Below are 22,568 nucleotides of genomic sequence, written 5' to 3'. Positions count from 1 at the left end.
CTATGAAGAATTTAGAATTGTTGGCACCAGCAGGAAACTTGGAAAAATTAAAAACAGCCGTCCTTTATGGCGCGGATGCTGTATATATGGGCGGTCAACGCTTTGGACTACGTGCCCAATCGAAGAATTTCTCTATTGAAGAGATGCGTGAAGGGGTTGTCTTTGCCCATGAGCATCAGGCGAAGGTCTATGTCACCTTGAATATCTATGCGCATCAAGATGATTTTGAAGGACTGGAAGATTATCTTCTGGATCTTGCTCGAATTGAAGTCGATGCAGTAATTGTATCCGATCCTGGGATCTTGATGATGGTTCGCCAGAGTGTTCCTGAAATGGAAGTGCATTTATCGACACAGGCAAACACAACGAATGCCTATGCGGCAAAATTTTGGCATCAACAGGGTGTCAAACGAATTGTTACTGCAAGAGAAGTGACGCTTGAAGAAATGAAAAGCATCAACAAACAACTTCCAGAGGATATGGAAGTTGAAAGTTTTGTTCATGGCGCCATGTGTATGGCATATTCTGGTCGTTGTCTCTTGAGCAACTTTATGACAGGCCGAGATGCAAATCGAGGAAACTGCGCACAAGCTTGTCGCTGGAGTTATCATTTGGTTGAAGAACAGCGACCCAATGAATACTTTCCAGTCGAAGAAGACGAGCGGGGCACCTATATTTTAAACTCGAAAGACCTTTGTCTCTTGCCCTACTTAAAGGAGTATATTGAGGCAGGTGTGACAAGTTTGAAAATTGAGGGCAGAATGAAGAGTCAATATTATGTGGCAACCATTGTTCGCGCCTATCGTCTGGCAATTGATGCGTATCTTTCAGATCCAATTGGGTATAAATGTAAAGATGAATGGATGGATGAGTTGCGTAAAGTCAGTCATCGTGATTTCACAAGTGGATTTTTGTTTGGGAAAGATGGCGAGGAGATGCAATTATACCAAGACAATCATTATATTCGAACCCATGATTTTATTGGTATTGTCCTTGAAAGACTTGATGGTCACACTGTTTTGGTGGAACAGCGCAATAAGTTTTCCCAAGGGGATACGGTAGAGTATTTTGGCCCTGGAAATCATGCAGGCCAATTTGTGGTTACAAAAATATGGAATGAATCGGGAGAGGAAATGGCGTCAGCTCCACACCCGAAGCAGAAAATTCGTCTAGAAACTTCAGAACCGCTTCAATCGGGAGATTTTTTAAGAAAACCAAAGGAGATGACAGAATGAGAAAACCAGTTTTTATTGGGATTGCCGGGGGAACTGGCTCAGGGAAGAGCACAGTGGCACGGGCAGTATTTCAATCGATGCCAGCAAGTTCCATTGCTGTGATTGAGCAAGATTCTTATTATCGAGATCAATCAGAATTATCCTATGAGGAACGCGTAAAGACCAATTACGACCATCCTTTGGCTTTTGACAATGATTTGCTCATCCAACACTTAAAACAGCTAAGTGAGGGTCAGTCGGTGAATAAACCGATCTATGATTTTGAAATCCATAATCGTAAAAAAGAAACCATCCTTGTTGAGTCGAGGGACATTGTGATTCTAGAAGGAATTTTGTTGTATGAAGATCCGCGCATTCGAGACTTGTTGGATATTAAGGTATTTGTTGATACCGATCCAGATGTTCGTGTAATCCGACGTATTCAACGGGATATGAAATATCGGGGGCGATCCTTGGATTCAGTGATTGAACAATATATGACGACAGTGCGGCCCGCCCATTTGCAGTTTGTCGAACCGAGTAAAAGATATGCGGATTTAATTATCCCAGAAGGTGGTTATAATAAAGTCGCCATCGATTTAATGGTAACAAAAGTGCAATCAATTATAGAAGGGAAATAGGATGATGGAGAACTGGACACCCCATCTATGTATGAAATCTATTTATGAACTTCCCTTTTCGGAATTTTGGGAAAAGGGATATCGTATTCTTTTTTGTGATCTTGACAATACAGTTTCAGCCTTTGACAAGCCACTTCCAGTAGATGATTTCTTGGATTGGGTTGAAAATCGAAAGAAAGAAGGTTGGGAAATTTATATATTGTCTAATAATGGGAAAGAAAGGGTAGAAAAGTTCTGTAGAGAAGCAAAGTTAACTGGCTTTTCAAAGCTCTATAAGCCTTTGCCTTATCGAACGGGTCAAATCGTCCAAGAATTAGGTGTATTGCCAAGTCAAATTGTCTTTATTGGTGACCAGGTATTTACCGATGTTTGGCTGGCTAATCAATTGGGTTTTCTTTCAGTATTGGTGGACCCCGTTGCCAAAGGCGATTTATTAAAGACGAAAATCAATCGAAAGTTAGAAGGCTTTCTGAGAAAAGACTTCCTTTATGGAAAGAACAAATCTTGGTAAATTGACACTGTTTTCCTAAAGGAATATAATGTAACTAACAAAATAGCGGTCTTGTGGCCGTTTTTTTGAATACGGGGGTGAGAAAATGAGTGTACATAAGCTGAGATTAGGTGATTTGTTAATTGAAAATGGAATTATAACGGATGATCAATTGAAAGATGCCCTGTCGACACAAAAACGGAATGGTGGTAAATTAGGAGAAACACTTCAGGATCTTGGATTTGTGACGGAAAACGAGATCATTAATACCTTGGTTTATCAGCAAGGGATCGACTATATTAATTTAGACAAGTACAAATTTGACTTGGAAGTTGTTTATTTTGTGCCAGAGAAAATTGCCCGCAAATACACGGTATTGGCTCTGAAAAAAGATGGAAATCAATTAACGGTTACCATGGAAGATCCACTTAATGTATTTGCAATCGAAGATCTTCATATTATTTCTGGATATGAGATTAAAGTAGCAATTTCAAAAAAAGAAAAAATCATGAAGTATATCAATCAATTGTACACCAATATCACGGCACAATCCGCAATCGATGAAATTGTGGATGAGTTTTCGGTTGAAGAAGTGAAACAAGAGAGCTTGAGTACAGAAGATCTGGCAAACTCAATTGATAATGCACCAATTGTACGATTGGTCAATACGGTGATTACCCAAGCGGTTAACCTGAAAGCCAGTGACATTCATATCGAACCTAATGCCAGTGAAGTCCGGGTCCGAGTGAGGGTAGATGGAATTTTGCGTGAAATTATGCATCCTGATCTGGCTTCGCTACCTGCTATTGTTGCACGAATTAAGATTATGTCATCCATGGATATCGCAGAGCGCCGCATTCCTCAAGATGGCCGAATTGAGTTGGTTGTCAACAATAAGGGCATTGATCTACGTGTATCGACGCTGCCGACTGTATATGGAGAAAAGGTGGTTATTCGTATCCTAGACCGATCGGTCAGTCTTCGTAGTGTAGAAGAACTTGGTCTAATGGAAGAAAGTGTTAATTCTTTTCACCGCTTAATCAGCGGACAAAATGGAATTATTCTTGTTACTGGTCCCACTGGAAGTGGTAAAACAACGACCTTGTATGCGATACTCAATGAACTGAATACGGCTTCAAAAAATATTGTTACTCTTGAAGATCCGGTGGAATATAAGCTGCATGGAATCAATCAGGTACAGGTTCATGAAAAGGCTGGAATGACCTTTGCAAAAGGACTCCGATCTATTTTGCGACAGGATCCAGACACGATCATGGTGGGTGAAATTCGAGACAATGAAACTGCGGAAATAGCCATAAAAGCTGCGATCACGGGTCACTTGGTTTTGTCAACCATCCATACCAACAGTGCTTTGTCTACGGTTACTCGTTTGACTGACATGGGAATTCCATCCTATATGGTAGCTTCTTCTTTGAAGGGGATTATCGCACAACGTTTGGTTCGAAGATTGTGTCCACATTGTAAAGAGGCATATGAGAGTAGTGAATTTGAGGTACGCTCTTTGGAATTGGATGAACCAAGAACCCTGTATCGAAAAAAAGGATGCTTTGAATGCGGTGGTACAGGTTACGAAGGCCGAACGGCAGTTTATGAAATTTTCTTATTGGACGAGTATGCACGGTCATTGGTTTATACCGGCATGCAGGAAGATGAAATGCTAAATTTATTGAAGCGTAGGGGATATTTGACCCTTAAGGACAGCTGTATTGAACTGATTAAAGTAGGGATTACAAGTGTCGATGAATTAAACCGTGTCTTGGGAAGTATGTAGGAGGAGATCAAATGAACTATCTTGAGCGATTACTAGAACTTACTGAGCGATATCGTGCATCTGACCTGCATATTACTTTTGGGTCACCACCGAAAATTCGCGTCAATAAAGAACTTGTGGCTCTTTCAGAAAGTGTTGTTGACGACGATTTACTCTTTGAACTATTTAATAGTTTTGTATCCGACAAGCATAAACGTACCTTTGAAAAAAATGGCGATTGCGATTTTGCTCACACATCACGATCAGGCACGCGGTATCGTGTTAATGCTTTCAAGCAGAAGTCGAAATATGCGTTTGCTCTTCGAAGGTTGAATGCGTCTATACCGTCCTTAGACGAATTATCGCTTCCAGCTACTTTAGAGGATTTATGCATGAAAGAGCAGGGACTGATTATTGTTACGGGACCAACTGGGAGTGGTAAGTCAACCTCTCTGGCATCAATGATTGATATTATCAATCATAAAAAACGTGGGCATATTGTTACCATTGAAGATCCTATTGAGTATATTCATCAACATCATAGCTGCATTGTCAACCAAAGGGAATTGGGAGATGACACAATTAGTTTCGCAAATAGCTTGCGGGCTGCACTTCGTCAGGACCCCGATGTTATCCTTGTTGGCGAGATGCGTGACTTGGAAACCATTACGACCGCGCTTGTAGCGGCTGAAACGGGTCACTTGGTTTTTTCCACCTTGCATACCATGGGATCAGCAAAAACGATTGATCGGATTGTGGATGTATTTCCTCCCGATCAACAACAGCAAATTCGAATTCAATTGGCCAATGTATTGATCTCTGTTATTTCGCAGCGTTTGCTGCCCAATGCCCAACATAATGGATTGATTCCAGCTTTGGAAATTATGATTGCAAACAATGCAATTCGAAATCTAATCCGTGAAGGGAAAACGCATCAAATCAATAATATGATTCAAACCAATGCGGGACTAGGGATGAAAACGTTTAATCAGTATTTGACTCAGATGAATCAAAGTGGAAAAATTGATCGCGAAACTTTCGAACGGTTCTTTATGGATTAATGGGAAAAGGGTGAGCTTATGGCGAATTTTAAATATAGTGCATTACAGAATGGCAATGTAATAGAAGGCGTCCTCTCGGCTGAAAACCATGATGCAGCAGTCTTGCAATTGGAAAAACAGAAGCTTATGCCGTTGGAGATCAAACAGAGTCGGGGATCAAAAGAGATTTCCTTTTCCTTTGGTCAAAAGAAAATGAAAAAGCGGGATTTGGCTGTTTTTAGTCGGCAGGTCAGTACCATGTTTAGAGCAGGTTTGCCTATTATTGATACCCTTGAGATCTATGCACGTCAGACAAAAAATAAATCCTTTGCCCAAGCGTTGAGAAAAATTGCGGACGATGTTCAAAAGGGTTTTTATATGTCAAAAGCAATGTCAAAATTTCCAAAATACTTCGATGCCTTTTATACCAATATGATTTCAGCTGGTGAACAGAGTGGGCAATTGGATATCATTTTTGAACGCCTTGCGATACAGTATGAAAAGGAAACTGAATTGAATCGAAAGTTGGCCAATGCGACGCGATATCCGTTAATTGTCGTTGGCGTTGCGGTTTCGGTATTGGTATTCATTTTAACGTTTGTCATGCCGACCTTTGTTGAGATTTTTTCTCAAAACAACGCCGAGCTACCGGGCTTAACGGCTGCAGTTGTTGCCATGGGTGATTTTTTGAAGAATTACTGGTATATTCTATTGGGTGTGTTGATCGTCCTGTTTTTTGGTGGCCGTGCCATTCAAAAAACCAAGGGAGGGCACTTTTTCATTGATCAATTAAAGACAAGAATTCCAGGTTACAAACATGTCTATATTGGTTCAAAGACAGCTCTTTTTACTAGAACCCTATCGACATTATTAGCAAGCGGGCTGGATATCGTGGAAGCATTGGGTCAATCTGCTTCAGTTTTGAAAAATGTGGTCTTTCAAGAACAGTTGATGAAGGTGCAAGATGATATTAAACGTGGACATCGATTGTCTGCAAAATTGGGTGCTATTTCTCAATTCCCAGAAATGCTGTCGCTGATGGTGAGGATTGGTGAAGAATCTGGTGCACTGGATACTATTCTGGATGATACAGCCTTGTATTTTGAGGAAGAAGTGGATTTCGCTTTAAAGAAATTTACGCAGATGTTGGAACCGGCAATGCTTATATTGGTTGCAGGTATGGTTGGAACCATTGTTATAGCCATGCTACTTCCGATGTTTGGGATGTTTGAACAAATCATGTAGAAGGAGCGACAGATGACGATATTGACAGGAGTATTAGGCTTGATTATTGGATCTTTTTTGAACGTGGTTGCCTATCGTGTACCAAGAGAAGAAAGTTTATTGTTTCCACCTTCTCATTGTCCGAGGTGCGATCATCGATTGGGATCTCTGGATTTAATTCCCGTTTTTAGTTTTTTAATGATGAAAGGGTCATGTCGTTATTGTGAGGAAAAAATTTCCTGGCAATACCCCTTGGTTGAAGCGATAACGGGATTTGGATTTGCTTTGATTTGGATGTTTATGCAACCCACAAGCGGAATCGAGTTTGCTTTAGTTGTTTTAAATTGGATGCTGTTTTCATTCTTAATTGTAATTTTTATTGTAGACTACAAAGAGATGATTATTCCTGATGAATTTAATATTGGGATTGCAATCCTTGCTATTGTTAAGATGGGATTGACTCAGAGTTATCGAACTGAATTGTTAGGTTTTGCAGTATGTGGTTTATCCATATTACTTATCGTAGTATTAACCAATGGGATGGGCATGGGAGACACGAAAATGTTTGCTGTCTTAGGTCTTTGGTTTGGTTTAAAAAATGGATTGTTTGTTTTGCTTTTTTCGATTGTGATCGGAGCAATTTTGTCAGTCATTTTATTGGCAACGAAGGTGAAAACAAGGAAAGATAAAATCCCTTTTGGACCTTTTATCTCGATAGCAGCAATTTTTAGTATTTTTTTTGCAGATCCTATAATGAGTTGGTATTTTCAATGGTTTAATCTATAAAGAGAGGGTGAGGAAAGTGGCGAATAAGAATCAAGATTGGATTGGAATCGAACTCGGTTCAAATTATTTTCGAGTCATCGACTATCGATCAACTTTCGGTCATGTAACGATGAATGAAAGTGTGGTTGAGCACATTCAATGTGAATTCACAGTCCGTGGAGTGAGAAGCTTCGGATTTGATGAAGAGGTGATGGACAAGTCGAACATTTTAAAAGCAGAAATGCTTAAAGTGGAATTAGAAAAGGCGATCAAAGAATTGAAACCAAAGTCAAAAAAATTGGCACTTTCTTTGGAAAATAGTTTGGTATTAACGCGGGATGTTCAAATTCCCCAAGTTGAGAAGAAACTAATGGACTCTGTTGTTGCCTATGAAATCAAGGAATCGCTTTTAATTGACACGTCGGAATATCATATTCAGTATAAATTGGTTGATCAAATTGATGGTGAGGTTAAGAAACATGTCATGTCTACTGTTATCCTATCAAAAACGCTTTATCAAGATATTTGGGATCTGGTAGGCGGATTGGGGTTGAAACCGGTTCGTTTGGATATAAATTCCAATGCGCTAAACAAACAAATTATGGCGGTACAGTCTTTTAATAATATACCGATTCGTCGGGATCAAACCTTTGCTGTTTTTGATATTGACTTTAATCGAATCAATCTTTACTTTATTAGTGATGGCAATGTTGATCTGAATCGAAAAATCCTTTTGGACGCTACTGATGAGCGACCGCTGGCAGATCGAATTTATCAGCAATTCGATACGGTACAGAATACATTTCGCTTTTATTTGACACATAAGAAGAATAAAAGCATCTCCAATATTCTGCTAATGGGTCAAGCTACACAAGATGAGAATCTTGATGAATTGTTTGAAGAGAGTCTTTTGGTTCCTGCGAAGACGATTCACACCATTTCGAATGTGACCAATCAAACTAAATCCAATCTTTTTCTACCGATGATCGGAGCCGCTATTGAGGTTCAATCAGGTCGTCGAACTGGGAGGTGAGTTCATGTATGATATTAACTTTTTCTCAATCAACTTAAAAAAGCATAAGAAAAGCAATCAGAGACGTTTCTTCCTTATGGGGTTGTATGGCGTAACCGTTTTTGCGATGATTATGCTTTATATATTGGTTCGAACAAACATCAAGAATACAGAAGAAGAGATTGTTCAACTTGACCGCATGATCGAAACAGCCCAGGCCATGCAGGAAACTTTTTTGAGTGAAACGGATATTGCCAATGCAAGTGCTCTGAATACAACGATACTTGATGTATCAACACGATTGGACGGTTATTTCTTGATTAATGCCAATGTGTTAAAAAATACGCGCCAATTAATGGCTGATGGAATCCAGTTGGATGAGTTCCGGTTAAACGGCAAGAATGTATATATGCAGGCGAGAACCACAGACGAAACAGAATTGTTTATTTTTCAGAGTAATCTCGATTCAAGTGATTTTTTTGATATGATTCAAGTCGATAATATTGCGCGGACGGATCTTGGCGAGTATGTGGCAAATATCAATTGTGAACTAGAGGGCGGCGACGATGAAGATAAATAACCTTTTCAAGAAAAAAACCAATGAGAACAAGGATCAGGTAGAAACAAAAAAACGTGCCCCTCTTTCGCAGCAATCTAAAAATCTATTGCAATATCTTCCGCTTGTTTTGGTCTTGCTGCTCTTTGTTTTGTTTTATATGCCAAAGAGCACGGAATTGAAAGAATTGAGGGCTGTAAAGGAAACTTCTCAACAGACCTTGGATCAGATTAATCAGAGAATTGCTGAACAAGGAATTTTGGAAGAACAGTATTTTCAAGAGATTGATCAGATTGAATTAAATTCGGACCAATGGTATATTCAATCCAGTCAAACGCTGATTGTGCGTGATGTAAACAATGCATTTAGTTCTGTTGATCTTGAGTATGAGTACATCAATTTTACAGATCTTGTTAAAGAAGAGACCACAAATCCAAACTTATCGATTGGGAAGATTAAATTCTATACAGAGTTGACTTGCAATTACGATCAATTGGTCAATTTGATCGAATCTTTGCACTTGAATTTAAAATCTGTAAATATTAATGTTGTTGACCTAGATAAGCCTGAAGATGATTTAGATGGATCGGATTATACGGTGAATCTGGAAACAACTTTGTATGTGTTGCTGAATGAGACCGACGTTTAGGGGATGATGATATGTCAAAACGGTCAGGCTTTACACTAATTGAAGTTTTACTCGCTTTGGGTTTGTTGTCGATCGTTATCGTTTCTACCTTCTCCTATCTTTATTCAGTGAAGCGTGCGGAGCAAATCGATAGAACCGTTACTGATCTAAATATTATTGTGCAAAATCAGATGGAATTGGTCATGGCGGCTGAATCTGTCACCGAGATGTATTCGGTGATGACGGCTAACTATGTCTATACAGACGATTCTGCCTATCAAGATTGGATCGATGATAAAGACGGTAACACGACAACTTTTCGTTCTGTGGGAACAGAATATCAATATGCTATTGGGGCGTATCGACTGGGGGAAGGTGACAATAACCGTAAGGTCCTTTATCAAATTGCGGTCATTGCCAAGAGTAAAGATGAGGATCGGAAAGTGATCTTGATGACGATCAAAAGCGTGGAGGAATTGTGATGAAGAGAAATCGAAAGAATGAAGAGGGTGCAGTTCTTCTTTTGTTGATTGTCATGATGAGCGCCGTGGTTTTAATTGTTGCCTCTCTTTTGCGCTTCAATACGCAAAATATCAAATTTGCCGCAATTGAAGCGGAGCAAGAAAAAGCATTATACTTAGCTGAGGGGATTGCGGACACTATTGATTTTTGTCTTTTGGAAGATTTGTCGCAAAATTCCGAATACGACAAAGCTTTCATTAGAACTCAACTTAATCATTATAGGGATGCTTTCATATCTAAAGATATGAAAATGATTTATGATGATTCGGATGATTCGGATGATCGATACCTAATTTTTCCAAGTACTGAAAACTTCTTAGGTGAAACTAGTATTAATGATGTATTAATGATGATTTATGACCCTGTTGATTTGGGCGAAGAAGATAAAGACACCGCTTTTAACGTTGTGCTGGATGATAATAATACTTCTGATACAAGCGATGACGTATATTCAGTGATTGTAATAATTGAGGTTTCAGGGGAAAATGCGAAAAGATTGATATCGACGAGATATGAAATCCCTTTTGCAGGAGATTTTGAAGGGATTACAACCTTAATAAAATCCAAAGAATTGAATTATTCAAATTCACTATAATGGAGAATGAGGATTATGAAAAAAAATGATGGCTTTACCTTAATTGAATTGCTGGTAACCCTCGTCATTGTCGGGGTGATTATGACCTTTATCATCTCCATGATGTCTTCTCAGTATGCCATCATTCGTGATGTGGATGCTTATTTGGTGTTGAGCGCAGAAAATAAGGACGTGAATGATCGCATTATTCAGGAGTTCGTTAAAGCGGAACGGATTTTAGTGAATGATGTTGATATGACAGATACAACCTTTCCTTCGACAAATTTCAATAAGGATATCAATCTAGAAACGATAAAACTAAAATATGAGAACGATACAAGTAATGATATCGATGAAATTGCTACGATTAGTTTTGAAAAAAACGATAATGAGTTAGTCATGAAAAAAGTAGTCGGTAGTGATACAACTAACCCATCTATCGCGAAACACCTGGCCAACATTGACCCGGTGGTAACCTTCTATAAAAGATTGTCCCAGGATCGCCGTGTGGTGAGTCTGGTAAAAGTGAAGATCAATTACTTACATGATGGGATTACGAAACAATATGATCTTTTTTATCACTTGAGGAATTTACAATTCAACTAACAAGGATAAGGAAGTGAAAAAACGAAATGAAAGCGAATACCCGAATAATTGGATTTACCCTGATCGAACTGTTGGTTACGCTGGCAGTTGTCGGGGTTTTTCTTGTGGTTTTGGTTCAAATCATTGTCGTAGAGAATCAAATCACGAATGGCATAGCAGAGCGAATTTGTATTGAAGACGAAGAAAGATATGTCTCTGAATTCTTATTTGAGACAATTTTTCCGGTTGAAGCGGTTTCGATCCATTCCAAGGAAACCAAAATGCCAATCTCTGCTATTGATTTTTCATATTATGAAAATAAGTGCTCAATTCTTGGATGTACAGGATGGAAGACCATTCGATTTGTGCAAGAGGGGAGAACTTTGCAGCTTTGGGATGTGACGGATGGCTATGTACATGTGAAGAAAGCTCTTTCCAATCATGTGATAAACGCACAATGTACGTGGATTGAGAGAGAGGATCACCAGGGTACGCCTCTTCTTCATCTCTTTTTGATTTTTGAAGAGGGAGGTTTGGAAAAAGCCTATGATCTATATTTTGCCATGAGGAACTTGGGATGAGGCGCCGTGGATTTACCCTAGTGGAATTATTGATCACCCTTGCGATTTTGGGGATTATATTGTCTATGGCGACTCCTCGGATTCCCATTAATACGATGAAATATGATTCTTTTGTACAAGGGTTTTACCGTGAAATGATCAGTTTGAGAGAGTATACCTATCGTACTGAGTCCTTGTATCAAATGGTGTTTTACAACTATGATTTTGTTAATGACCTAGGAGGGTATCGAACAGTTCTTATTAAAGAAATGGATTGTCGGGAACAGTATCCGAAGTGGGAGACGATTAAGAAAGTAGAGCTTCCTGACCACTTATGGATCCAATCGAATATGGGGAGAACAATACGATTTGACCCGAATTTGACATTGGGAATGCCTGGCACCTTGACCTTTTTCGATGAAGAAAAGTTATATCAAAGAAAGATCACAGTTGACGTATGGACAAATCGCATATATCTTTATAAGAAAGAGGGATAAGGGGAGGCAAAATGAAATCAAATATCATATTAGTCGGTTTCATGGGAACGGGAAAAACCACCAATGGCAGAAGGGTAGCAAAACAAATTGGATATGAATTTGTGGATACTGATCTTCTGATCGAAGCGCGTGAAAAACGGACAATTCCTCAAATCTTTGATCAAAACGGCGAAAAGTATTTTCGAAACTTGGAGCATAACACCATTCGACGGGTACATCGTTATAAAAAAGCAGTGATTTCGACGGGTGGTGGAACCGTGTTGAACCCAAAGAATTTGGAATTGCTTAAAAAGCATGGTGTTGTTTTCCTTTTGGAAAACACATCGGAGAATTTGATATATCGGTTGGAGAATGCCTACATCAAGCGTCCATTGCTAATGAGAGAGAACTGGCAATCGGTCGTATGCGATATGCTCGACAAGCGAAGACCCTTGTATGAGGGAGCTGCTGATTACCGAATTTATGTTGGACAAAAAGCGCATTCGGACGTAGTTGAGGAAATCTTGTATTATTGGGACTTGGAACGGCGGAAATAACTTGTTTCTAGGCCTATTTGTATGGTAGAATAAGCATTGATGATTTAAGAATTTAGGAGGGAAATTATGATTTCTGCTGGTGATTTTAAAAAAGGATTAACATTTATACGAAATAATGACATTTACGTTATTGTGGATTTTCTTCATGTAAAGCCTGGGAAGGGTGCTGCTTTTGTTCGAACAACCATTAAAAACTTGAAGACAGGATCTATTAGAGAAGAAACTTTCAATCCAACTGAGAAATTTGAAAAGGCAATGATTGAAACGAAAGATATGCAATACCTTTATAATGACGGGGAGTTGTATTATTTTATGGATGTGGTTTCATTCGAGCAAATTCCATTGAATTATGAACAAGTGGAAGAAGCGATTAAATACATCAAGGAAAATGATAACGCAACAATGAAATTCCATGATGGACGAGCATTCCAAGTTGAGCCGCCGAACTTTGTAGAGCTAGAAGTAACAGAAGCGGATCCGGGAGTGAAGGGAAATACAGCGACTGGAGCAACCAAGCCGGCAACCTGTGAAACGGGTGCGATCGTTCAAGTTCCACTTTTTGTTAATGTTGGCGATAAGATTAAAGTGGACACAAGAACAGGGAGTTATTTATCCAGAGCGTAAACAAATGCCTTAGACATGAGTTAGTCTGTATTTTTCAGTAGGCATTTGATATAATAGTCCCATAGCAAAGAGTTGGAGGGCTAATCATGACAATCGATCAAGTAGATCAAAATATAGGTGAAGTAAAAATCGTGGATAATGTCATCAGCATTATTGCTGGGATCGCTGCCAATGAAGTAGAAGGCGTGGTCGGGATGTATTCCGATTGGACCAAACGAATTTTCGGAAATAAATTGGAACAAGGTGTAGAGGTGAAAATCGAAGGCGATTCTGTGTTCATCGAGACCTATGTTGTTGTGGAATCCGAAAAGAAGATTCAAGGAATCGCAATTGATTTGCAAGAGCATATCAAAGAAATCGTTGAAACGATGACGGATTTGCGTGTTGCAGAAGTCGTTGTCCATGTGTGCGATGTTGCGATTGAAACCAAAGAGTAACGTGAAACCCTCTGAGGAATCAGGGGGTTTGTTTTGTGGAGGAGAAGGTTATGAAAGCTATACATTTTCGTGAGTTATTGTTTCGTTTGGTATACAGCGGTTTTTTTGAGGTGAAGGAAGCTGATTTTTCTCAATTAATCTTGTCATGCCAGGAAGAAATGGATACAAAAGTGAAAGAGAAAGATCAGGAACGTTTGCTTCAGGCTTATCAATGGATTTTAGAACGTCGTTATGATATTCAATATAGCTATGAAGCCTATTTGGAAAATTGGACCTTCGATCGATTGACCAAGGTGGACGGCAGTTTATTGCTTGTTGCGGCTTATGAACTTTCGGAGCGTGATGACGCGCCCTATGCAGTCGTAATCAATGAGGCGATCGAATTGGCCAAGAAATATGGTGGAGAGGGATCTTCGAAATTTATCAATGGAGTATTGGCAGGCTTTGTGAAGGGGAACGGGTATGCAGAAGAGACTCTTTCTGGGGATTGATACAAGTGCATATACAACTTCACTGCTTGTGCTTGATGAGAATCAACAAATCCTTTTTGCAGAAAAAAAGATTTTGAGGGTTCCTGAAGGAAAACGAGGGCTTCGGCAACAGGAAGCCCTTTTTCAGCATATACAAAATTTACCTTGTCTGATTGAAGATGCAGCAAAAGTCCTTCAGAATGGAAAAGTAGCAGGGATCGCCGTATCGTCAAAACCGAGGGATGCAAAAGAATCCTATATGCCGGTATTCGAGGCTGGCATGGCATTTGCAAAATCGCTGGCTGCAATTTATCATGCGCCGCTTGTACAAATTTCTCATCAAATGAATCACCTATATGCGGCTGATTTTTTTGAACGCGTTGCCCCTGAGCCTTGTTTGGTGTTTCATTTATCGGGCGGAACAACAGAAATTTTGGATTTGAACCATTGGAATGAATGGGGTGCAAATTTGATTGGCGGTAGCAAGGACATTAGTTTCGGTCAATTGATTGATCGAATAGGTGTTGCTCTTCATGGTGAGTTTCCCGCTGGTCCATGGCTTGATCGATTGGCAATTCAAGGGACACCTTTGAAGACGAAAAGTCGAATTCACCGCGATGACGATTGGTGGAATTTATCTGGTATTGAGACCTGGTTTCAAAACAAGATGATAGATCAAGAAGAGTCCGAGACCATTGCTGCAACGCTTTTTAGTCATATATCTAAAAGTTTGGCAGAAATGATTCGGTACGAAGCGAAGAAAAGGAATCGACGTAGAATTATTTTGGTTGGCGGCGTTGCAGAAAGTACATATATTCGAGAGACGCTCCAAAGACTTTTGAAAGATCTTGATCTTTCCTTGCTTTTTGTGCGAGGTGACTATTCGGCGGATCATGCATTGGGATGCGCCTGGTATGCATGGAGGGAATTCAATGAATCCTTTACAGGTTAGTCAGATCAATTACTATATCGAAGAACATTTGCGAACGGACCCTGTACTTAGAAAAATTCGCGTTGTTGGAGAACTGGCCAATCTGAGGCAGACGAATCAGTGGTCTTTTTTTCATTTGAAAGATGAAAATGCAATGTTGGCCTGTGTTTCGTTTCAAGCGATTGAAGAGAAGATGGTTGAGGGGAATGAATACATTGTAACCGGGGCTGTACGGTATTACAGCAAACGGGGAACCCTGCGCCTCCATGTTGAATCGGTTGAAATGTCAAAAAAAGAAGAGCGGGCCATTCAACGAAATTTGCAATTTGAAGAAATGAAAAAAAAGGGCCTTTTTATCAATCAGCGAAGCTTGAAAAAGTATCCGACAAAAATTGGTTTGATTACATCGAAGGATGGCGCTGCCATCGACGATGTGCGCAAGAATATAGAACGGCGCTATCCTTTTGTGGAATTGGTGGTGGTTCCGGTATTGGTTCAGGGGGAACAAGCGGCTGAAGCTATCCAGATGGCGTTTCGACGTATCGCAAGGCAAAAGGTAGACTGTGTGATTCTAACGCGTGGAGGCGGAGATACGAGCGATCTGGAGGTCTTTGACAACATGGGCGTGGTTGAATCGGTATTTCAGTCAAAAGTCCCAGTGATTGCAGCAGTTGGGCATGAAAAGGATTGGACCTTTGCTGAATTTGCAGCCGATGCACGTGCTTCTACACCCACGGGAGCTGCAGAGCTAGCGGTCCCAACAATTTTACAAGTTCGTCAACGTTTGGTTGAAGAGGAATGGAAAGCAAGGGTTGAAATTACTTTTTATTTGAAAGAAATTGAATCCTTACAATCGAAAAGCCAACGGCTTATGGCACGAGAAATCGAACAGCGAATCGGGAAACTGAGTTTGGCATTTTCAAACCGACGCAATCGTATCTTTCGCGAGTGTCTCAATCAACTGGATACATGGAATCGATTCCTTGCCGATTCTCGGGAAACTGAAGTCTCCTTGTCAAAACAATGGGAGTCGTTTCGTTTTTTTATTCAAAACGAAGAAGGACAATATGCAAGGAATGATCAAGCACTCTTGCCTGGGGTTTATCAACTCCATGGTTTACATACAAGTCAAAAAATTCTTCTAGCTGAGGAGGAACAAGATGGAAAGCTATAAACGTTTCGATGAAATATTCAAGGAAATTGAGCAATTGAATCGACAACTAAAAGAAAATGAAAGCATGGATTTAAGTACCATGATGGAAAAAGCAAAGCAATTAAAAGCGTTGACTCACGAGGGGAATCAGATCTTAGATACAGCCAAAAGAGAAATCCACACGATCTTTTTGGATACGGAGGATACAGAGGGATGAACAAAGAAAAGTTTGAAGTCTTTTTATCAGAGTCAATTCTACAACGATCGTCTTATGAAGCACCTGTGATCGATGCTATGCGCTATAGTTTATTGGCGGGTGGCAAGCGTATCCGTCCCGCTTTGATGGTTGCAGCCTATCGTTTGTTCCAAGATCAAGAAGAAGTGGTATATCCCTATGCGGCGGCCCTCGAAATGATTCATACCTATTCTTTGATCCATGACGATCTGCCAGCAATGGATGATGATGACTTGAGACGTGGACGTCCTTCTTGCCATATTGCCCATGGAGAGGCGAATGCGATTTTGGCTGGAGACGGCTTGTTAAACCAGGCAATTGAGCTTGTCATTGAAGCTGGATTATCAGCTGAAGATGCGAAAATAGTTTTGAGGGCGGCGCATTCTCTTTTTACTGCTTCGGGGATCCAGGGGATGATCGGTGGTCAATCAGCAGATCTCCTCTTTGAAGGAAAAGAAGCAGATGAAAACGATTTAATTTTTATCCATCAAAAGAAAACTGCATCCCTGATTCGAACAGCCTTGGAAGTTGGCGGTATCGTGGGGGGGGCAAGCGAGGAAGAATGTGAAACCCTGAAATCTTTGGGTGAAGTGATCGGCTACGCATTTCAACTGCAGGATGATCTTTTGGATGTCTTCTCAACTGAAGAAGAGTTGGGAAAACCCATTGGCTCTGATGATAAGAATGAAAAACTAACCTTTTTGAAAGTATATGGGGTTGAACGGACTCGGGAAACCATCCAAGAACTCTTTAAACAAGCAGACAAGCTCCTATCATCCTTTGCAAATCATCAAGAATTACAAACCATTGTAAAAGAATTATTAAATCGGCGATGTTAATTTGTCCAAAAAACAAGTTCATGCTATAATAAATTGATGGAAAAGTATTCTAGTCAACTGAACGTATCCTGAAGGCGGGGCCAAAAATCCGTCAAAGGGCATATCGATGAAGTTCCTGGTTGATTCTTCTGACGCCCAGTCGGGGGGAGATTCTGGGAGTAAGGAGGATGGGGCGATCTGCAATGGCATGCGGGCGATGACCCTACCTCCGTGGAGACTTATTATGGAAGCGTAATAAGATAACACCTGCAGAGAGTGTAAACTCGCTGCAGCGTAGCCTGCCATGAGTGGGAACGGTGGATAATAGATCGGTGTTTTGGCTCGAAGGCCAAGAGACAAAACGCTTTGCTATTGAAACCCTTTCTGCAAAAGCGGATAAGGATACGCAGAGGTTGTAGAGGAAAACTCCTAGACTTCGTGGTTATTGGGATTGCAGTGTGGCCTAAGTGGTGATCCAGCTCTTCTTGTGGCGACGCGGATGAAACGAAATGAAAGGGGAACCGCTGCTATGGCGACAGGCAGTTTTCGTTTGGGAAATCCTGCTGGACCTAAGCCGCAAAATTTACCATTAACCCTCCATCTATTAGCTGGTAGCCTATGCTATCAGCTTTTTTAAAGGAGTCATATGAAACGATATAATTGGATCTATAAAACTATATTGATAACATTTATACTAGCAATCTTTACGAGCCTTGTTTCAGATCAGGTCATCAGCCGAGCGTATCTTGTTTTGGCTTTCTTGATTCTGTTTTTCATTGTATTTGTAGGGGTTGTTTTTGATACCATTGGAATAGCGGTGGCCGCGAGCTCCGAAAAACCCTTTCACGCCATGTCGGCGAAGGGAAACTATCGGGCGAAGTATGCGGTTTTATTGGTGCGCAATGCAAGCCAAGTATCGAATTTCTGCAATGATGTTATTGGGGATATTTGCGGAATTATTAGTGGTGCTGCAGGTGCTTCTATTATCTTTCGTGTTGTTTCACGCTTTCCAGAACAAGATTTATTTTGGCTTTCTGTGGTGTTCAGCGGTGTTCTTGCTGCAATGACCGTAGGTGGAAAGGCATTTGGGAAAGAGTTAGCTTTATCTCGTCACAAGGAAATTGTTTTAGAGGTTGCTCGGATCCTACAGATTTTAGATGAACGATTTCATATTCGTATAATGAAGGATCTTAAGAAGGGAAAGAAGAAATAATGCGTTTTGATATAGCAATAACTGAATTGTTTGAAGAAATCAGTCGTTCAAGGGCTGTTCAAAGAATAAAGAATGGCGATTTTACCGTGAATGGGCGTGTGATAAAAAAACCCAGCCGTTCCATTCACCAAGGGGATCGAATTGAAGAAAGCCGCAATTCCATTCCCTTTGTAAGTCGTGGAGGATTAAAACTCGAAGCTGCACTACAAGAATTTGACGTATCGATACACGATCAAGTGTGTATGGATGTCGGTGCTTCAACAGGCGGTTTTACTCAATGCCTTTTGAATCATGGCGCGAAATACGTCTATGCGATTGATGTGGGAGATTGTCAATTGAACGATTCCCTAAGGTGTAATGCGAGCGTTCAAGTGATGGAAAATCGAGATATTCGATCAATAGACCCCATTGAGTTGAGAACGAAACCGAATGTTGTTGTGGCAGATGTTTCCTTTATTTCAATTCGGAAAATTTGGGCGGATGTATTAAGATTGTCCGAACAAGATGCAGTGTTTCTGTTTTTGTTCAAGCCGCAATTTGAGACAGAGAAGAAAGCCCTTTCCAAGGGTGGCATTGTTAGAAATCCAAAGGTTGTGCTTCAAAGTCTGTGCCGATTAATTCTTGAATTGGAAGCTAAGCACTATTATCTACATGGGATGGTTCCTTCTCCCATTCAAGGGAAAAAGGGGAACGTTGAGTTCCTTTTGCATATTGAAGAAGATAAAAATGATTCATTAGCAGCTGAAGAGATAGAGAAAATCGTAATTGACGCTTATCAAAAGGGGGAAAAGAAATGAGAAAGTATGCGAGACAGAGTCATATATTAAAACTAATCAAGCTTCATGAAATTGAGACACAAGAAGAATTGTCAGCACTTTTGAAACGAGATGGATTTTCGATTACCCAGGCGACGGTGTCGAGGGATTTGAAAGAATTGGGTTTAATCAAGGCCTTGACGAGAAATGGACGCTATAAGTATGCAACGATGGAGGCTAACTTCGACGCTCTGCGGGAGAGATTGACGAATATTTTCAAGAATTCTGTTTTGGCGATCAATTCCTCTGGACGAATGATTATTATTAAAACCATTTCTGGCGCTGCTTCCATTACAGCCTCTGCGATTGATGTTTTGGACCTACAAGAAATCATTGGTACAATTGCTGGTGACGATACCGTTTTTATTGCCATATCCGATCAAGCGGATATGGAGGGAATTAAGGATGAATTTCATAAAATTATTGAAAAATAGGAGAGTGAAATGATCAAAGACATCCGCATACAAAACCTCGCTACGATTGCAGATCTGCAACTATCGTTGGGGACAGGATTAAACATTTTAACCGGTGAAACGGGAGCGGGCAAATCGATTTTTCTTGAAGCCTTTGCATGGTTGACAGGTTTGCGCGCTGATCGTAGCATGATACGCGACGGAAAAGAATATGCATCTGTGGAGATGGTTCTGGATCAAATTCCTCAGTCTATTCAGCAAGTCTTGATGGATCAAGGATGGGAAGATATTGAAAGCTTGATTGTCTTTCGTCAAATCTATCGAACGGGTTCCTCACGCATTTTACTCAATCATCGGCACATTACAGTGGGGTTTTTACGAGAATTATTTCGTCCTTTAATCCTCTTGCATGCTCAAAATCAAAGTGTAGACCTAATGAAAAAGTCTTATCATCCGTTGTATTTGGATGCCTACAACGATTATAAATTGCAGAATGCAATACGAAATTATATGAAGCAATGGGATTTCTATCAAGAAACCTTGCAAGTTTATCAAATGTTTCAATCTAATTTGATATCTGCCAAGGAAGAAAGCTTTTTGAAGTTTCAAGAAGAAGAATTGAATTCCGCTAACCTGAGTGAGGAAGAACTTCACGAGTTGGAAGAGGAATTGCGTGTTTTGGAAAATGGAAAAGAAATTGTGAAACGGGGTCAGCAAGTGCTGGATCGGATTCATGGAAGCGATCATTTGATTGAGTTGACAGAAGGGCTTCACCAAGACCTTGAGGTTTTGGCGGGTTATTATGAAAAACTGACGCCTTTTATACCGGAAATAGCGGTGATAACAGAATCCTTTTTGGAGGTGGGCGCAACAATAAACGAGCTTGTACTCGATCTTGAATTGAATCCGCAGCGATTGGAAGTTATTGAGAACCGACTACAAGTCTATTATGATTTGACTCGAAAATACGATATGAATCTATCGGATCTCTTGATCTATCTTCGTGGAATTCAAGAGCAATTGTTTGATTTTAAGGAAGCGGCAGAAAAGAAAAGTCAACTGCTCGACAATTGCCAAAAAGCCAAATCCAATACGGAAGCGGCTGCTAAACGTTTAACACAGGAACGACAGCGAGTAGCTCAGTTGATTTCCACCTTGATTACGGAGCAAATTCAAGGCTTGGAAATGCGCGATGCTTGTTTTGAGGTTCAAGTGGCGCAACGCTCTGAATTGAATGTTTCTGGATACGATGAAATTGAGTTTTTTATTCGTACGAATCTTGGTTCAAGCCTGATGCCATTGAGAAAAATTGCTTCAGGTGGAGAAGCTTCTCGAATTCTTTTGGCGCTATTAATATGCCAGGGGGAATCGGGTACAACTGATACCATGGTTTTTGATGAAATTGATTCAGGCTTGAGTGGGAAGGCTGCCTTAAGAGTTGCGGAAGTATTACATGATTTAGGCCGGAAACATCAGGTGATTTGCGTGACGCATCAGCCTCAGATTGCTGCTTTTGCCGATCATTATTATCAGCTTCAAAAGACAACGGATCTGGACCAAGTGTATACCCAAGCCGTTCAACGAAGAGGCGAAGAGCGAATTACCGCTCTTTCTCAATTGGTATCGGGTGAGGAAACGTCCCGTTCTGGCCATGAGTATGCAAAAGAAATGATTATTTATGCAGAGAAGAGAAAGGAACAAATTGACTATGAAGCAAGAAGTAACCATTAGTTCGAAAAAAATATATGACGGGAAAATCATTAAATTGCGTGTTGATACCGTTGAATTGGCGGATCAAAAGTATTCCAAGCGCGAAATTATTGAACATCCGGGTGGTGTTGGAATTTTGCTTGTTGATCAGGGGCAAATCCTTTTGGTTCAACAATATAGAAAAGCGATGGATCAAATGATTCTTGAAATTCCTGCTGGGAAATTGGATTTTCAGGAAGAAAGCTCGATTTGCGCCGCAAGAGAGTTGCGTGAAGAAACGGGCATTATTGTCGAATCCATGACGGATCTAGGAAAAATTTATCCATCTGTCGGCTATACCGATGAAAAAATTCAGCTCTATTTTGCTGATGAGATTCAATCACGTGGCGCACAGGATCTTGATGAGGATGAATGTGTAGAAGTGATCTGGATGGAATGTAGCGAATTCGAATCAAGAATCCTGCGCGGGGAACTTCATGATGCGAAAACGATCTGTGCATATTTCATTGCCAAGCAGAAAGGATTGATCAAATGACGACTGCATCGATATTTCAGTGGATATTAAATGCAATTGCCGTATTATTTACCATCAGTATTCACGAATATGCCCATGGTCAGATGGCAGATTGGCTAGGAGACGATACAGCACGAAGAAGCGGACGTCTCAGCTTGAATCCCATTCATCATATCGATCCAGTGGGCGCTCTGTGCATGCTGTTTCTTCGATTTGGTTGGGCAAAACCTGTACCCATCAACCCAAGTTTGTTTGCCCATCGAAAACGCGATACAATTTTGGTTTCTTTGGCAGGTCCCTTGGTCAATCTTGGACTAGCAACTATTTTATTGTTGGGCTTGAAAGTCTACTTCCCAACCAACGCCTTTTCTCTAGATACCATTTTATTTTTAATCTATGTCAACTTGGGCTTGGGTTTCTTTAATCTCCTGCCTTTTCCTCCCTTGGATGGTTCTAAGATCTTGATGAGTCTTTTGCCAACGAAGATGGAATTTTGGATGTACCGGAATCAGCGATACCTGTATATCTTTTTATTGATTGCCATTATGACCAATGCAATCTCTAAAGTGATGGGTCCTCTGGTAATGGGATATATGAACTTAATTTATTAAGGATGTGGC

General features: G+C 40.4%; 30 protein-coding genes. All 30 read left to right on the top strand.

Annotated features, from left to right (window positions below; genetic code table 11):
• Window positions 1–2 precede the first annotated feature (2 nt).
• The 30 genes from AC25CA_RS09130 to AC25CA_RS08985 all read left to right on the top strand — a co-directional run bounded on the left by AC25CA_RS09130 (window position 3) and on the right by AC25CA_RS08985 (window position 22,559).
• A complete protein-coding gene (locus AC25CA_RS09130) occupies window positions 3–1,235 on the top strand; it encodes a peptidase U32 family protein (protein ID WP_486813545.1) in 1,233 nt (410 codons plus the stop codon).
• Window positions 1,232–1,855, top strand: coding sequence for a uridine kinase (gene udk, locus AC25CA_RS09125; protein ID WP_486813544.1), 624 nt, complete (start codon window positions 1,232–1,234; stop codon window positions 1,853–1,855). Before AC25CA_RS09130 ends, udk begins: the two co-directional genes overlap by 4 nt.
• Before the next feature lies 1 nt (window position 1,856).
• Window positions 1,857–2,366, top strand: a complete 510-nt coding sequence (locus tag AC25CA_RS09120; protein WP_486813543.1) for a YqeG family HAD IIIA-type phosphatase — start codon at window positions 1,857–1,859, stop codon at window positions 2,364–2,366.
• A gap of 85 nt (window positions 2,367–2,451) precedes the next feature.
• The gene (locus tag AC25CA_RS09115; RefSeq protein ID WP_486813542.1) at window positions 2,452–4,137 is read left to right on the top strand and encodes a GspE/PulE family protein; all 1,686 of its coding nucleotides are present in this window, start codon (window positions 2,452–2,454) and stop codon (window positions 4,135–4,137) included.
• Window positions 4,138–4,148: 11 nt separating this feature from the next.
• A complete protein-coding gene (locus tag AC25CA_RS09110) occupies window positions 4,149–5,177 on the top strand; it encodes a type IV pilus twitching motility protein PilT (RefSeq protein ID WP_486813541.1) in 1,029 nt (342 codons plus the stop codon).
• An 18-nt stretch (window positions 5,178–5,195) separates the two neighbouring features.
• The gene (locus tag AC25CA_RS09105) at window positions 5,196–6,401 is read left to right on the top strand and encodes a type II secretion system F family protein (protein WP_486813540.1); all 1,206 of its coding nucleotides are present in this window, start codon (window positions 5,196–5,198) and stop codon (window positions 6,399–6,401) included.
• Window positions 6,402–6,413: 12 nt separating this feature from the next.
• A complete protein-coding gene (locus AC25CA_RS09100; protein WP_486813539.1) occupies window positions 6,414–7,166 on the top strand; it encodes a prepilin peptidase in 753 nt (250 codons plus the stop codon).
• Window positions 7,167–7,182: 16 nt separating this feature from the next.
• Window positions 7,183–8,178, top strand: a complete 996-nt coding sequence (gene pilM / locus AC25CA_RS09095) for a type IV pilus biogenesis protein PilM (protein ID WP_486813538.1) — start codon at window positions 7,183–7,185, stop codon at window positions 8,176–8,178.
• A gap of 4 nt (window positions 8,179–8,182) precedes the next feature.
• The gene (locus tag AC25CA_RS09090) at window positions 8,183–8,737 is read left to right on the top strand and encodes a PilN domain-containing protein (RefSeq protein WP_486813537.1); all 555 of its coding nucleotides are present in this window, start codon (window positions 8,183–8,185) and stop codon (window positions 8,735–8,737) included.
• Complete coding sequence (locus AC25CA_RS09085) at window positions 8,724–9,362, top strand: hypothetical protein (RefSeq protein ID WP_486813536.1); 639 nt, start codon at window positions 8,724–8,726, stop codon at window positions 9,360–9,362. Before AC25CA_RS09090 ends, AC25CA_RS09085 begins: the two co-directional genes overlap by 14 nt.
• A gap of 11 nt (window positions 9,363–9,373) precedes the next feature.
• Window positions 9,374–9,823 carry a type IV pilus modification PilV family protein gene (locus tag AC25CA_RS09080; protein WP_486813535.1) on the top strand — a complete coding sequence of 150 codons (450 nt, stop codon included), beginning with the start codon at window positions 9,374–9,376 and terminating at the stop codon, window positions 9,821–9,823.
• Window positions 9,823–10,458, top strand: coding sequence for a hypothetical protein (locus tag AC25CA_RS09075; RefSeq protein ID WP_486813534.1), 636 nt, complete (start codon window positions 9,823–9,825; stop codon window positions 10,456–10,458). Before AC25CA_RS09080 ends, AC25CA_RS09075 begins: the two co-directional genes overlap by 1 nt.
• 15 nt (window positions 10,459–10,473) lie before the next feature.
• Window positions 10,474–11,043 (top strand): type II secretion system protein, encoded by a 570-nt coding sequence (locus AC25CA_RS09070; RefSeq protein ID WP_486813533.1) that lies wholly within the window; start codon window positions 10,474–10,476, stop codon window positions 11,041–11,043.
• Window positions 11,044–11,069: 26 nt separating this feature from the next.
• Entirely contained in the window at window positions 11,070–11,603 is a 534-nt protein-coding gene (locus AC25CA_RS09065; protein WP_486813532.1) for a prepilin-type N-terminal cleavage/methylation domain-containing protein, read from the top strand.
• The gene (locus AC25CA_RS09060; protein ID WP_486813531.1) at window positions 11,600–12,079 is read left to right on the top strand and encodes a pilus assembly FimT family protein; all 480 of its coding nucleotides are present in this window, start codon (window positions 11,600–11,602) and stop codon (window positions 12,077–12,079) included. Before AC25CA_RS09065 ends, AC25CA_RS09060 begins: the two co-directional genes overlap by 4 nt.
• Before the next feature lie 11 nt (window positions 12,080–12,090).
• Window positions 12,091–12,615, top strand: coding sequence for a shikimate kinase (locus AC25CA_RS09055; RefSeq protein ID WP_486813530.1), 525 nt, complete (start codon window positions 12,091–12,093; stop codon window positions 12,613–12,615).
• 66 nt (window positions 12,616–12,681) lie between these two features.
• Window positions 12,682–13,239 (top strand): elongation factor P, encoded by a 558-nt coding sequence (gene efp / locus AC25CA_RS09050; RefSeq protein WP_486813529.1) that lies wholly within the window; start codon window positions 12,682–12,684, stop codon window positions 13,237–13,239.
• A gap of 86 nt (window positions 13,240–13,325) precedes the next feature.
• Window positions 13,326–13,676 carry an Asp23/Gls24 family envelope stress response protein gene (locus tag AC25CA_RS09045; RefSeq protein WP_486813528.1) on the top strand — a complete coding sequence of 117 codons (351 nt, stop codon included), beginning with the start codon at window positions 13,326–13,328 and terminating at the stop codon, window positions 13,674–13,676.
• Between the two features lie 50 nt (window positions 13,677–13,726).
• Complete coding sequence (nusB, locus tag AC25CA_RS09040; protein ID WP_486813527.1) at window positions 13,727–14,167, top strand: transcription antitermination factor NusB; 441 nt, start codon at window positions 13,727–13,729, stop codon at window positions 14,165–14,167.
• Entirely contained in the window at window positions 14,139–15,098 is a 960-nt protein-coding gene (locus AC25CA_RS09035; protein ID WP_486813526.1) for a tRNA (adenosine(37)-N6)-threonylcarbamoyltransferase complex transferase subunit TsaD, read from the top strand. The genes nusB and AC25CA_RS09035 overlap by 29 nt, the downstream gene beginning before the upstream one ends.
• Window positions 15,079–16,251: an exodeoxyribonuclease VII large subunit gene (gene xseA / locus AC25CA_RS09030; RefSeq protein WP_486813525.1), complete on the top strand. Its 1,173-nt coding sequence runs from the start codon at window positions 15,079–15,081 to the stop codon at window positions 16,249–16,251. Before AC25CA_RS09035 ends, xseA begins: the two co-directional genes overlap by 20 nt.
• Entirely contained in the window at window positions 16,238–16,447 is a 210-nt protein-coding gene (locus AC25CA_RS09025; protein WP_486813524.1) for a hypothetical protein, read from the top strand. The genes xseA and AC25CA_RS09025 overlap by 14 nt, the downstream gene beginning before the upstream one ends.
• Window positions 16,444–17,304 carry a polyprenyl synthetase family protein gene (locus AC25CA_RS09020; RefSeq protein ID WP_486813523.1) on the top strand — a complete coding sequence of 287 codons (861 nt, stop codon included), beginning with the start codon at window positions 16,444–16,446 and terminating at the stop codon, window positions 17,302–17,304. Before AC25CA_RS09025 ends, AC25CA_RS09020 begins: the two co-directional genes overlap by 4 nt.
• A 478-nt stretch (window positions 17,305–17,782) precedes the next feature.
• The gene (locus AC25CA_RS09015; protein ID WP_486813522.1) at window positions 17,783–17,920 is read left to right on the top strand and encodes a hypothetical protein; all 138 of its coding nucleotides are present in this window, start codon (window positions 17,783–17,785) and stop codon (window positions 17,918–17,920) included.
• A gap of 9 nt (window positions 17,921–17,929) precedes the next feature.
• On the top strand, window positions 17,930–18,496 hold the full coding sequence (locus AC25CA_RS09010; RefSeq protein WP_486813521.1) for a hypothetical protein: 567 nt from the start codon (window positions 17,930–17,932) through the stop codon (window positions 18,494–18,496).
• Window positions 18,496–19,293, top strand: a complete 798-nt coding sequence (locus AC25CA_RS09005) for a TlyA family RNA methyltransferase (RefSeq protein WP_486813520.1) — start codon at window positions 18,496–18,498, stop codon at window positions 19,291–19,293. Before AC25CA_RS09010 ends, AC25CA_RS09005 begins: the two co-directional genes overlap by 1 nt.
• Entirely contained in the window at window positions 19,290–19,745 is a 456-nt protein-coding gene (gene argR / locus AC25CA_RS09000; RefSeq protein WP_486813519.1) for an arginine repressor, read from the top strand. The genes AC25CA_RS09005 and argR overlap by 4 nt, the downstream gene beginning before the upstream one ends.
• A 9-nt stretch (window positions 19,746–19,754) precedes the next feature.
• Complete coding sequence (locus AC25CA_RS08995) at window positions 19,755–21,455, top strand: DNA repair protein RecN (protein ID WP_486813518.1); 1,701 nt, start codon at window positions 19,755–19,757, stop codon at window positions 21,453–21,455.
• Window positions 21,433–21,969, top strand: coding sequence for an NUDIX hydrolase (locus AC25CA_RS08990; RefSeq protein ID WP_486813517.1), 537 nt, complete (start codon window positions 21,433–21,435; stop codon window positions 21,967–21,969). Before AC25CA_RS08995 ends, AC25CA_RS08990 begins: the two co-directional genes overlap by 23 nt.
• Window positions 21,966–22,559, top strand: coding sequence for a site-2 protease family protein (locus AC25CA_RS08985; RefSeq protein ID WP_486813516.1), 594 nt, complete (start codon window positions 21,966–21,968; stop codon window positions 22,557–22,559). The genes AC25CA_RS08990 and AC25CA_RS08985 overlap by 4 nt, the downstream gene beginning before the upstream one ends.
• Window positions 22,560–22,568: the final 9 nt, after the last annotated feature.

The sequence above is a fragment of the Gottschalkiaceae bacterium SANA genome (genome assembly GCA_036323355.1).
Taxonomy (GTDB): domain Bacteria; phylum Bacillota; class Clostridia; order Tissierellales; family GPF-1; genus GPF-1.
This window is presented reverse-complemented; position numbering and strand designations above follow the sequence as displayed.

What these genes read in the sequence shown, in the direction of transcription:
- AC25CA_RS09130 (WP_486813545.1), top strand. Translation starts at nt 3, where the DNA reads ATGAAGAATTTAGAATTGTTGGCACCAGCAGGAAACTTGGAAAAATTA.
- udk (WP_486813544.1), top strand. Translation starts at nt 1,232, where the DNA reads ATGAGAAAACCAGTTTTTATTGGGATTGCCGGGGGAACTGGCTCAGGG.
- AC25CA_RS09120 (WP_486813543.1), top strand. Translation starts at nt 1,857, where the DNA reads ATGATGGAGAACTGGACACCCCATCTATGTATGAAATCTATTTATGAA.
- AC25CA_RS09115 (WP_486813542.1), top strand. Translation starts at nt 2,452, where the DNA reads ATGAGTGTACATAAGCTGAGATTAGGTGATTTGTTAATTGAAAATGGA.
- AC25CA_RS09110 (WP_486813541.1), top strand. Translation starts at nt 4,149, where the DNA reads ATGAACTATCTTGAGCGATTACTAGAACTTACTGAGCGATATCGTGCA.
- AC25CA_RS09105 (WP_486813540.1), top strand. Translation starts at nt 5,196, where the DNA reads ATGGCGAATTTTAAATATAGTGCATTACAGAATGGCAATGTAATAGAA.
- AC25CA_RS09100 (WP_486813539.1), top strand. Translation starts at nt 6,414, where the DNA reads ATGACGATATTGACAGGAGTATTAGGCTTGATTATTGGATCTTTTTTG.
- AC25CA_RS09090 (WP_486813537.1), top strand. Translation starts at nt 8,183, where the DNA reads ATGTATGATATTAACTTTTTCTCAATCAACTTAAAAAAGCATAAGAAA.
- AC25CA_RS09085 (WP_486813536.1), top strand. Translation starts at nt 8,724, where the DNA reads ATGAAGATAAATAACCTTTTCAAGAAAAAAACCAATGAGAACAAGGAT.
- AC25CA_RS09080 (WP_486813535.1), top strand. Translation starts at nt 9,374, where the DNA reads ATGTCAAAACGGTCAGGCTTTACACTAATTGAAGTTTTACTCGCTTTG.
- AC25CA_RS09075 (WP_486813534.1), top strand. Translation starts at nt 9,823, where the DNA reads ATGAAGAGAAATCGAAAGAATGAAGAGGGTGCAGTTCTTCTTTTGTTG.
- AC25CA_RS09070 (WP_486813533.1), top strand. Translation starts at nt 10,474, where the DNA reads ATGAAAAAAAATGATGGCTTTACCTTAATTGAATTGCTGGTAACCCTC.
- AC25CA_RS09065 (WP_486813532.1), top strand. Translation starts at nt 11,070, where the DNA reads ATGAAAGCGAATACCCGAATAATTGGATTTACCCTGATCGAACTGTTG.
- AC25CA_RS09060 (WP_486813531.1), top strand. Translation starts at nt 11,600, where the DNA reads ATGAGGCGCCGTGGATTTACCCTAGTGGAATTATTGATCACCCTTGCG.
- AC25CA_RS09055 (WP_486813530.1), top strand. Translation starts at nt 12,091, where the DNA reads ATGAAATCAAATATCATATTAGTCGGTTTCATGGGAACGGGAAAAACC.
- efp (WP_486813529.1), top strand. Translation starts at nt 12,682, where the DNA reads ATGATTTCTGCTGGTGATTTTAAAAAAGGATTAACATTTATACGAAAT.
- AC25CA_RS09045 (WP_486813528.1), top strand. Translation starts at nt 13,326, where the DNA reads ATGACAATCGATCAAGTAGATCAAAATATAGGTGAAGTAAAAATCGTG.
- nusB (WP_486813527.1), top strand. Translation starts at nt 13,727, where the DNA reads ATGAAAGCTATACATTTTCGTGAGTTATTGTTTCGTTTGGTATACAGC.
- AC25CA_RS09035 (WP_486813526.1), top strand. Translation starts at nt 14,139, where the DNA reads ATGCAGAAGAGACTCTTTCTGGGGATTGATACAAGTGCATATACAACT.
- xseA (WP_486813525.1), top strand. Translation starts at nt 15,079, where the DNA reads ATGAATCCTTTACAGGTTAGTCAGATCAATTACTATATCGAAGAACAT.
- AC25CA_RS09025 (WP_486813524.1), top strand. Translation starts at nt 16,238, where the DNA reads ATGGAAAGCTATAAACGTTTCGATGAAATATTCAAGGAAATTGAGCAA.
- AC25CA_RS09020 (WP_486813523.1), top strand. Translation starts at nt 16,444, where the DNA reads ATGAACAAAGAAAAGTTTGAAGTCTTTTTATCAGAGTCAATTCTACAA.
- AC25CA_RS09015 (WP_486813522.1), top strand. Translation starts at nt 17,783, where the DNA reads ATGAAACGAAATGAAAGGGGAACCGCTGCTATGGCGACAGGCAGTTTT.
- AC25CA_RS09010 (WP_486813521.1), top strand. Translation starts at nt 17,930, where the DNA reads ATGAAACGATATAATTGGATCTATAAAACTATATTGATAACATTTATA.
- AC25CA_RS09005 (WP_486813520.1), top strand. Translation starts at nt 18,496, where the DNA reads ATGCGTTTTGATATAGCAATAACTGAATTGTTTGAAGAAATCAGTCGT.
- argR (WP_486813519.1), top strand. Translation starts at nt 19,290, where the DNA reads ATGAGAAAGTATGCGAGACAGAGTCATATATTAAAACTAATCAAGCTT.
- AC25CA_RS08995 (WP_486813518.1), top strand. Translation starts at nt 19,755, where the DNA reads ATGATCAAAGACATCCGCATACAAAACCTCGCTACGATTGCAGATCTG.
- AC25CA_RS08990 (WP_486813517.1), top strand. Translation starts at nt 21,433, where the DNA reads ATGAAGCAAGAAGTAACCATTAGTTCGAAAAAAATATATGACGGGAAA.
- AC25CA_RS08985 (WP_486813516.1), top strand. Translation starts at nt 21,966, where the DNA reads ATGACGACTGCATCGATATTTCAGTGGATATTAAATGCAATTGCCGTA.